This window comes from Pseudomonas lopnurensis, assembly GCF_015070855.1.
Classification (GTDB): Bacteria; Pseudomonadota; Gammaproteobacteria; order Pseudomonadales; family Pseudomonadaceae; genus Stutzerimonas; species Stutzerimonas lopnurensis.
Map to the genome: position 1 here is coordinate 94,261 of NZ_JADDIX010000091.1, position 8,582 is coordinate 102,842.

12 protein-coding genes are annotated in these 8,582 nt (G+C 66.2%); all 12 read right to left on the reverse strand.

Translation table 11 applies throughout. From position 1 onward, the window contains the following. Nucleotides 1-363: 363 nt before the first annotated feature. Complete coding sequence (locus IN820_RS18795) at nucleotides 364-792, reverse strand: hypothetical protein (RefSeq protein ID WP_235989198.1); 429 nt, start codon at nucleotides 790-792, stop codon at nucleotides 364-366. After that, the gene (locus tag IN820_RS18800; RefSeq protein WP_037041247.1) at nucleotides 789-1,538 is read right to left on the reverse strand and encodes a DUF364 domain-containing protein; all 750 of its coding nucleotides are present in this window, start codon (nucleotides 1,536-1,538) and stop codon (nucleotides 789-791) included. Before IN820_RS18800 ends, IN820_RS18795 begins: the two co-directional genes overlap by 4 nt. After that, nucleotides 1,531-1,905: a hypothetical protein gene (locus tag IN820_RS18805; protein ID WP_037041249.1), complete on the reverse strand. Its 375-nt coding sequence runs from the start codon at nucleotides 1,903-1,905 to the stop codon at nucleotides 1,531-1,533. The genes IN820_RS18800 and IN820_RS18805 overlap by 8 nt, the downstream gene beginning before the upstream one ends. Continuing rightward, nucleotides 1,905-2,402 carry a tetratricopeptide repeat protein gene (locus tag IN820_RS18810; protein ID WP_193682413.1) on the reverse strand — a complete coding sequence of 166 codons (498 nt, stop codon included), beginning with the start codon at nucleotides 2,400-2,402 and terminating at the stop codon, nucleotides 1,905-1,907. Before IN820_RS18810 ends, IN820_RS18805 begins: the two co-directional genes overlap by 1 nt. Before the next feature lie 3 nt (nucleotides 2,403-2,405). Then, complete coding sequence (locus IN820_RS18815; protein ID WP_193682414.1) at nucleotides 2,406-2,726, reverse strand: (2Fe-2S) ferredoxin domain-containing protein; 321 nt, start codon at nucleotides 2,724-2,726, stop codon at nucleotides 2,406-2,408. 12 nt (nucleotides 2,727-2,738) lie between these two features. Further along, on the reverse strand, nucleotides 2,739-3,035 hold the full coding sequence (gene fdxB / locus IN820_RS18820; RefSeq protein WP_193682415.1) for a ferredoxin III, nif-specific: 297 nt from the start codon (nucleotides 3,033-3,035) through the stop codon (nucleotides 2,739-2,741). A gap of 368 nt (nucleotides 3,036-3,403) precedes the next feature. Then, complete coding sequence (locus IN820_RS18825) at nucleotides 3,404-3,613, reverse strand: CCE_0567 family metalloprotein (RefSeq protein WP_193682416.1); 210 nt, start codon at nucleotides 3,611-3,613, stop codon at nucleotides 3,404-3,406. A 16-nt stretch (nucleotides 3,614-3,629) separates the two neighbouring features. Next, nucleotides 3,630-4,112 carry a NifX-associated nitrogen fixation protein gene (locus IN820_RS18830; RefSeq protein ID WP_193682417.1) on the reverse strand — a complete coding sequence of 161 codons (483 nt, stop codon included), beginning with the start codon at nucleotides 4,110-4,112 and terminating at the stop codon, nucleotides 3,630-3,632. 37 nt (nucleotides 4,113-4,149) lie between these two features. Further along, nucleotides 4,150-4,629 carry a NifB/NifX family molybdenum-iron cluster-binding protein gene (locus IN820_RS18835; RefSeq protein ID WP_193682418.1) on the reverse strand — a complete coding sequence of 160 codons (480 nt, stop codon included), beginning with the start codon at nucleotides 4,627-4,629 and terminating at the stop codon, nucleotides 4,150-4,152. Nucleotides 4,630-4,632: 3 nt separating this feature from the next. Next, complete coding sequence (nifN, locus tag IN820_RS18840) at nucleotides 4,633-6,009, reverse strand: nitrogenase iron-molybdenum cofactor biosynthesis protein NifN (protein WP_193682419.1); 1,377 nt, start codon at nucleotides 6,007-6,009, stop codon at nucleotides 4,633-4,635. Between the two features lie 10 nt (nucleotides 6,010-6,019). Next, nucleotides 6,020-7,435, reverse strand: a complete 1,416-nt coding sequence (gene nifE, locus IN820_RS18845; RefSeq protein WP_193682420.1) for a nitrogenase iron-molybdenum cofactor biosynthesis protein NifE — start codon at nucleotides 7,433-7,435, stop codon at nucleotides 6,020-6,022. A 360-nt stretch (nucleotides 7,436-7,795) separates the two neighbouring features. Then, nucleotides 7,796-8,329, reverse strand: coding sequence for an REP-associated tyrosine transposase (locus IN820_RS18850; protein WP_193682457.1), 534 nt, complete (start codon nucleotides 8,327-8,329; stop codon nucleotides 7,796-7,798). Between the last annotated feature and the right edge of the window lie 253 nt (nucleotides 8,330-8,582).

The following is an 8,582-nucleotide window of genomic DNA, read 5'->3' on the forward strand; positions in this document are numbered from 1 at the left end:
ACGTGGTGCAGGTGTAGGTTGGGTTGAGCCCGCGAAGCCCAACGCGCGCGGCATTGGGCAATGCATTTGTCACGGCATTGAACATTCGGCACACCGAACGCCGGCGTGGGTCGAACGCTCGGTGTCTCGTTGGGCTTCGCCGCTTCGCGGCTCAACCCAACCTACGCGTCCCGACCCAACCTACGTGGTTCAGGTGTAGGTTGGGTTGAGCCCGCGAAGCCCAACGCGCGTGGCATTGGGCAATGCATTTGTCACGGCATTGAACATTCGGCACACCGAACGCCGGCGTGGGTCGAACGCTCGGTGTCTCGTTGGGCTTCGCCGCTCTGCGGCTCAGGCTACGCGTCCCGACCCAACCAGCGCTCACCCGATCAGTACTTCGTAGGCCCGCCTGAGCAGTTCGCGATCCAGCCAGGGCATGCCGATGCTCTGCGTCAGCTCGATCCAATGGGTTCCGATGGCCGCCCGGCACAGGTCGTGCCCGTCCAGTGCGGCGAGAAATACCGGCAGAATCCCGCCCGCCACTTCGAGGTCGACCCGGTAATCGGCCACCAACTCCAGCGTCTTCTCGATCCCCAGTTCGCGCTGCAGGCTGCGCAGGGCACTGGCCGGGTGGACCAGCAGATCGCCCTGTCCCGGGGTTTCGGCGAATACCGTGAGGGCTGGAAGCGGCTGCGGCAGCACCACCCCGCCGCGCTGCGGCACCAGGAAATGCAGGCGCGCGCTGACCGGGTGCTTGTGACAGATCACTACCCGCCAGTCCAGCCTGCCGCTCGCTTGTGGCTCCATCATTTGTCGAGCGCCAGCAAGGCGTATTCCACTGGCCCGGCGAACAGGCGCGTACCGCCACCTTCGGCGACCACTCGTCGCACGCCAGCGGGATCGACCACGCGGACGCCGGCCAGGTAGTCCACGCCGAAGCGCCGCCAGCCTTCGAGCCAAGGCAGGCTCGGCCCCATCAACACCACCTGCGCCTGGCGCGACAGCTCGAGCAGGCGCGGCAAGGTCTTGTTGGCGATGCTGCTGGCACTGACGAATACCCAGTCGGCCTCGGGCAGCAGGTACTCGGCGGCGCAATCGGGCAGGTCGCCCTCCTGCAGTTGGCGCTCCAAGCATTGGTAGGGTTGGTCCTGCCAGAGCCGCTCGAGGCCGGGATAATGGCCGATCACCACGACCCGTCGGCCCGCCAGGCGCGGACGGAAATGCGCGAACACCTGCAGATGCCCCGGTGCCTCCGCGCGCAGCGCCAGCGCCTCGTGCTGGCAGCCAGCAGGGGTATTGACGCTGGCGTTGAGCACGGCCAGGCCGACCGCGGCTTCGGCGCCGTTCCATGAGAGCAGCCAGGGCAGCAGCGCGGCATTGCTCTGGCCAGCGAGCGTGCCCGACCAGCCGAGCGTGCGCGGCACCTGACGCGGACTGAAGGCGAAACCCTGGGTGCCATCGATTTCGGCCAGCGTCCAGTTCAGCCCCAGGCACAGATGCTCGACCGCCTGAGTTTGCGCGGCGCGGGCCAGCAGCCAGTCGTAGAGCTCATTCATGTTCGAGCGCCGGCAGCAGACGCAACTCGCTCTTCAGCGCACCCGGCCAGCCCCAGGCGGCTACCGCCTCCACCATCCAGGCGGGCTTGTGCGGGTGCGCCAGCAGCACGTCGAATTCGGCGTAGACCTGTCCGTCGCCATTGATCTGCATGCTGCCCAGGAAGTCACCATGGGTGCTGCGCCATTCGCTGTAGAAGCATTCGCTGCGATCGAACGGATCGACCCGCACTTCGCTGCGGGTCGGCTCACCGTCGGCAGGCAGTTGCAACCTGATCGCCGCACGCTGCAGGCAGGCCTGCAGGGCATTCTGGATTTCGCCAAACAGCGGCTTCGCCGCGTGCAGGCGCGCTTCGAACGACAGTTCCATCAGCTTTCCTCTTCAAAGGCGCGGGCGATCTGCAGGAACGCCTCACCACCTATTTCATCGCCTGGATCCAACTCCAGCAGCTTCTCCAGCACCCGCCGTGCATTGTCCACCTTGCCACGGCGCAGGCGGATCACGCCCAGCGCCTTGAGGCTGAACAGGTACAGCCGTTCGGCGCCCCGGTGCGTCTGCCAGTCGGCGCTGGCAGGGTGCAGGCGGCGGTAGTTGCGGCTGAAGCCTGCGCTGCCGGAGGCGCTGCGCAGGGCGGCCCACACCGCAGCTTCCGCCTCGGCATAGCGGGCCTGGCGGAAATAGAACTTGTACAGGCCGACGTGCGCATCCGGCTCCTCGGCCCAGCGGCGCCGGGCTTCCAGCAGCAGGGCTTCGATCGCCGCCGGATGCTCGAGATTGCGTGCGCTGTTCAGCAGGTAGCGCAGCCCGGTCGGCGTACGGTCGGAAAAGAACGCCCGGCCGGCATCCAGCAGCAACACCTCACCCATTCGTCACCAGAGCTCCGCGGGCGTCAGCTTGTCGGCGAAGGGCGCCCCCTCGAGCAGATGCGTGAGGATGGTGTCGGCATCCGCCGGTTCCGCCCAGCTGTACATCAGCGCGCCCGGGTACACCAGCACGTTGGCGCCGGCCTGGCAGGGGCCGAGGCAGCCCGTGCTGGTCAGTGCGATGCGCCCGGTCAGGTTGCGCCGGATCAGTGCCTGGGAAAATGCATCGAGCAGGGCATCGCCGCCCTTGGCCGCACAGCAGCCGCGCGGGTGCCCTTCGGCGCGGCGCTGCATGCAGACGAAGATGTGGTAGTCGGGTCTTGGCATGTCCGCAGCTCCTCAACCGGCCAGGGCTTGATGGGTGTGACACTGCTTCGGACAGACCGCCGCGCAGGCCTTGCAGCCGATGCAGTCGAGGGCATCGGCGATGGCCATCACCATCATCTCGTCGTCCTCGTCATAGAGATCGTCGTCCTCATCCACCATGCCTGAGCGCTCCACCAGCTCGAACACGTCGCGCGGGCACACCTTGTAGCAACGCCCGCAACCGATGCATTTCTGCGCATCCACGGCGGTGACGAACTGCGGCACCCATTCGGCGCCACCGCGCGTACGCCCGGTTATCACTGCTTCCATCTGTCATCTCCTGCCACCAACGGCATGGTGGCGGCCTACGGTTAGCAAACCGTTGAAAAAATACCTGCGTTGGCAATGCGTAAAAGCAGCCTCAAAATGCTCGTTTACAGCACGTAAACTCCGCCTTTTCAGCTGTTTCTGCGGGCCGCCATCGGCCTTGTCTTGCCTGCCTCGCTTACGTTTTTCAACAGCCTGTCAGGGATATGGCGGGCTCGGGCCCGCTCTGTATCTGTCTTTTCGGCAATGGCGGCCTCAGCTAGCGCCGGCCGCGTCCAGCTCCGTAGGGCGGGGGAACCTCGCCACGACGATGCCCGTCATGTACAACGGCCGCGCGGGTTCATCCGCCCTAGGTATTTGTCGTGTCGGCTTCAAGCGATCGCGGCCGCTTCCAGCCGGGCACTGGCCTCGGCCCAGTCGAGGCAGGCCTGGTGCGCCTGCGCCGCCAGCTCCGGCAGTTGCCGGTAATCGATCAGCAGACGATCCTCGACCAGGTCGTGGATCTGCGACGCCCATTCGGTGGCGATGCGCTTCTTCTGGCTGACTTCCTTCTTCAGCGCCTTGAGTTCTTCCTCGGTCATCGGCTCGCCCTCCCCCTCACAACTCGGCCACCGCACGGTGCTCGTCGACCAGCACGCTGGCCTTGTCCAGCAGTTTCTGTGCTTCCAGCGCCAGCGCCTCGAGCGACTCGAAGCCGAAGCGGTGGACGTCACGCAGGGTCTTGTCCAGCGCCACCAGCTTGCCGACCAGAATCAGCGCGCGGCCGAAGCCTTCGTGGGTGATGTTGATCACCGGTACCGCGAGCAGGCCGGTTTCGCGTTCGATCATCTGCGCCAGGGCGTTGTAGAAGGCCTTGACCCGCGACAGGGTAATTTCGTCCGGATCGCCGACGATGGGGATCGCCCGGCGCCGCTCGCGGGTCAGCACCAGCGGGTCGAGCACCCGCGCGTCGCTCCAGGTGTCGTAGGTGCCGTAACTGTCCATGGCGCGCAATTGCACGACCATCTGCTTGATCACCGGGTCCTGCAGGGCCGGGTCGTCGTCGCGGACGACTGCCTGCTGCTCTTCCACTGCGTACATAACGCTGTCCTCGATTGGGAAAGGTGCGGGTATCTCTCTATTCGTCCCAGGCCTCGCCGGCCATGGCCTCGAAACGCTGCTGATCGGGGGCACCGCGGGTACGCCGGATCGCCTTGGCCAGCCAGGCCGAAGGGCCTTCGCGCAGCTCGGTCTGCAGCGTCGCGATCAGCTCGGCGATGCTCCCGGCCTCGCTGACCTTGACCGGCTGCACGCCGATCGCCAGCAGTTGGCGCACCGCCGAGGCGCCGCAGGCGCGGCAGTACACCGCGATGCAGCCGTCGAGCAGCTCGAGCTTGGCCGCCAGCTTGTCCTCGTTGCCGTCCTGATCGAATTCACCGAACTCCACCACCGATTGCAGCTCGGCCCGGTCGAGATCGACGCCGTAGAAAACGAACGAACGCGAGGAGCCGAAATGCTGGTCGACCGTCCGCCGGTCGGACGAGGCGAAGGCCACCTTGAGCAGCGTGCCGTCGTTCTCGCCGCCGAGTACCTGCAGTTGTCGGATCGGACTGGCCATGACTCAGTGCCTCCATTGCGAATGGTCGGGGGCGGGCTTGTGCGCATAGATCGAGCGATACGGCGCGATGCCCTGGTGATGTTCGGTGAGCAGGTTGGCCACGTCGAACAACGCCTGCGCACTGGCCCGGTAACCACTCCAGCAGCGCTGGAAGCCGCCCAGCAGGTCGTACTGCGGGAAGCCCACGCGCAGCAGCGGGATGCCCAGGCGCTGGGCGCTGGCCAGCGCATGGCTGTTGCCGAGCAGCAATTGGGCGCCGCCATCGCGGGCGGCCTGCTCCAGGTCCTCCAGGTCGCCGACCTGGATGCGCGCCAGCGGCGCGTCGGTCAGCGCCGCTGCGCGTGCCGGCACCACCGCGGCCACCAGCTGCGCGCCCATGCCGCGGGCCAGGCCGTCGAAGCCGAGCAGCAGATCGGGGTCGGCGGCGATGCCCAGGCGCGCGTCGCCGAGCATGAAATGGGTGTCGAGCATGGCGTCCTGCAGCTGCCGGCGCTGACGCTGCCAGCGCTCCGGCACCGGGTTGCCGCTGATCTCGCTCAGCGCCATCAGCCAGGCGTCCACCGCTTCCAGGCCCAGCAGCAGGCCGAAACGGCGGTCCGGCACGCCGCTGCGGGCGGCCAGCGCATCGGCGGCGGCGGCCAGGCTCTGCCCGACCACCAGGGTCGCAACGCTCTGCCCGGCGCTGGCCAGTTCGTCGAGGGTCAGCCCGCCGGTGGTCAGCGGATTGAAGGCCGCCGCGTCGAGATGGCCGTCCAGCGAGCCGGAAAGATCGGGGATCAGCAGCGGTCGCAGGCCGAAGCTCTCGATGCTCTCGGCGACGAACTCCAGGTCGCCGGGTGTCAGGCTGGCGCTGCACAGCACGTTGACCTGGCGCGGCCGCTGGCCGACCTGGCCGCGGCGCTCGGGCACCAGCGTCTCGATCATCGCCTTGAGCGCGGCGGCGAAGCCGCTTTCGAAGCAGCCGCTGAAGTCCGGGCTGTTCACCGGCACCACCGCCACGTCGCCGTATTCGGGATACTCGCGGCGGAACTGGTGCAAGGCACTGTGCAGATCGCAGCCCTGGGTTTCCGCCAGCGCGGTGCTGAGCAGGCCGATCACCGCCGGGCGCTGCTTGTCGCAGATCACCCGCAGCGCCTCGACGATATTATCGTCGGCGCCCATTACCGAGCTGACCTGGTCCATCGCCGTGGTCTGCAGCGGCACCGGCTCGCGGAAATGCCGCACGAAGAACACCTTGGCGAACGCCGTGCAGCCCTGCGAGCCATGCAGCAGCGGCATGCTGCGCGCCATGCCGAGGAAGGCCAGCGCGGCGCCCATGGTCTGGCTGGCCTTCAGCGGGCTGACGGCCAGGGCTTTGTTGCGATTGATGATCTCGGCCATGGCGCTCTCCTCAGGCGTTCGCGACTGCCGCCAGGACCGGCGTCGACGCCGCCGACTCCCAGGGTGCAGGACGGCGCACCGCTTGCCACACCGGACTCTCGATGGTCAGGCAGAGCTGGCGCACCAGTTCGAGCATGCCGTCGTAGCCGGCATAGCCGAATTCGCGTTCCTGGTTGATGTCGAGAAAGGGGATGCGTCCCTTGAGCGCGGTGTACATGTTGCGGCCGCCGGCGATGAGGATGTCGGCGCGGTACTCCTCCACCGTGCGCAGCAGCGCGCGCGGGTTGCCCTCGTCGAGCATCTTCACCTCGTCGCCCATCAGCTCGCGGATGCGCGCCTTGTCCTCCTCGGTGGACTTCTTGGTGCCGGTGGCGACCACCTTCATGCCCAGGTCCTGCAGCGCCGAGATCACCGACCAGGACTTGACCCCACCGGTGTAGAGCAGCACGCGCTTACCGGCCAGGCGCTCGCGCCAGGGTTCCAGCGCCGCGCGAATCTTCGCTTCCTCGCGCTCGATCAGCGCCTCGGTGCGCACGACGAGGTCGGCGTCGCCGATCAACCGGGCGAAATCGCGCAGCGCCTGCGAGGTGTCGGTGATGCCGTAGAAGCTGCCCTCGAACCAGGGGGTGCCGAAGCGCTCCTGCAGCTTGCGCGCGACGTTGAGCATGGCCTTGGAGCAGACCATCATGTTCACCTCGGCGCGATGCATGGTCTGCACCTCGGCGAAACGCGCATCGCCGGACAGGGTACAGAGCACGCGCAAGCCCAGTTCGTCGAGCAGCGGCAGCACGTGCCAGAACTCGCCGGCGATGTTGTATTCGCCGATCAGGTTGACGTCGTGCACGCGGATGCCGGCGCGTTCGCTGCCGGCCGGCAGCGGGTCGGGTTCGCGGCTGCCGATCACGTGCTTGACCATGGCGTCGCCGGCGATGCGGTTGCCGAGGTTCTTGGTGCCGTAGAAGCCGGCGCCGTCCACCGGCACCACCGGCGTGGCGAAATGCTCGCTGGCGGCCTTGCAAACCGCGTCGAGGTCGTCGCCGATCAGCGCCGGCACGCAGGTGTTGTAGACGAACACCGCTGGCGGCGCGTAAGTCTCCACCGCCTGACGGATGGCGTGGAACAGGCGCTTCTCGGCGCGCCCCATGATCACGTCCTGCTCGGAGAGATCGGTGGTCATGCCGATGCGATACAGCTGCGGGCCGCTGGAACGGGTGCCGCGGTTGTCCCAGGAACTGCCGGCACAGGCGATCGGCCCGTGGACGATGTGCGCCACGTCGGCGATCGGCAGCAAGGCGATCTGCGCGCCGTCGAAGGCACAGCCACCATCGGTGGCGCCCGGCGTCGGCTTGGCGCAGCCGGACTTCTCCTTCTTGTTGTGCGTGCAGGCGGGCTCGTCGAGCAGTTCGGCAATGTCCTTGGCTTTCATCGCACCCTCCGGATCGTCGTGGTCATGCGTAACGAGGCGAGTGCAATGCTTGTACCAAAAGGCAACTTATTGATTTATATGATATTTTATTGAAACCGGATTGTCGTAAACGCATCCGGATGTCGGGTTCGCAACAAGAATTCGGCTGGTGGCGGTAGGTTGGGTCGGGGCGCGTAGCCTGAGCCGCGCAGCGGCGAAGCCCAACGCGCGTGGCACGCCCCAGCGAACCGGGTATCGCCCAACGAGCATGTTCTCCGCCAATGGATTCGCCGTGTGATGTTGCGCTTTTGGGCGCGCCGGGTATGTCGGCTCGGGGATGTTGGGCGTCGCTTCGTACGTGTTTCACCCAGCCACCGGACCTCAATTCGGAGGTCGGTAGATTGGCCTCGCCGTGCATGCCTCACCACCCCAATCGAGCGGCATCACGCCATCCCTGATATATCGATGAATCGAGGAATACGGCCAATCGACTGCACACGAAACATGCCCATGCTTGACCGGATTGAAATGGATGTAATCGACGTGCCGCTGCAGATCCTCTTCGTCCCGAATACGGTGTTCCCAATACCGTCGTTGCCAGACGGCGCGCTCGCGCTTGAGCCGGCGCGATAATGGAATCGTCTCGCGTGCGGGTAGTCGGCGAGAGAAGCTGCTCTTGATCAGTGCCCATCGCAGAGGGTAATCGGCATCGCCTTCGGGCAATTTCCATACGGTATGCAGATGGTCCGGCAACACCACCTGCGCGACAATTTCGAACGGATGTCGGGCCTTCACCCGGCGAAAGGACGCACGGAGTGCATCGATATGTTCGGTAAGCAAATACTGGCTGCGATCGGCCAGCGCGAGGGTGAAAAAGAAGGTGCCGCCCGGCACCAGGGTCCGCCGATAGCGCATCTCATCGTCCTTGATGAATAGGCTCGGCGAACTATAGGGCAACCCATCGTTGGAAAGCGTGATCCGTGTCGATCTCCGATGTGCGTTGAATTCCATGGGTGGGTTGGAGCGCAGCCTGTGCGGCGAAGCCCGACATTGCCTGCTGTCGGGGCCGTCTTTCGCCCGGCGGTGCCGGGTACGTTACCCGCGCGTTGGGCTTCGCGGAGCTCAACCCAACCTACCCAATCGCTCTTCGCGCTCCGGACTTCAGGGT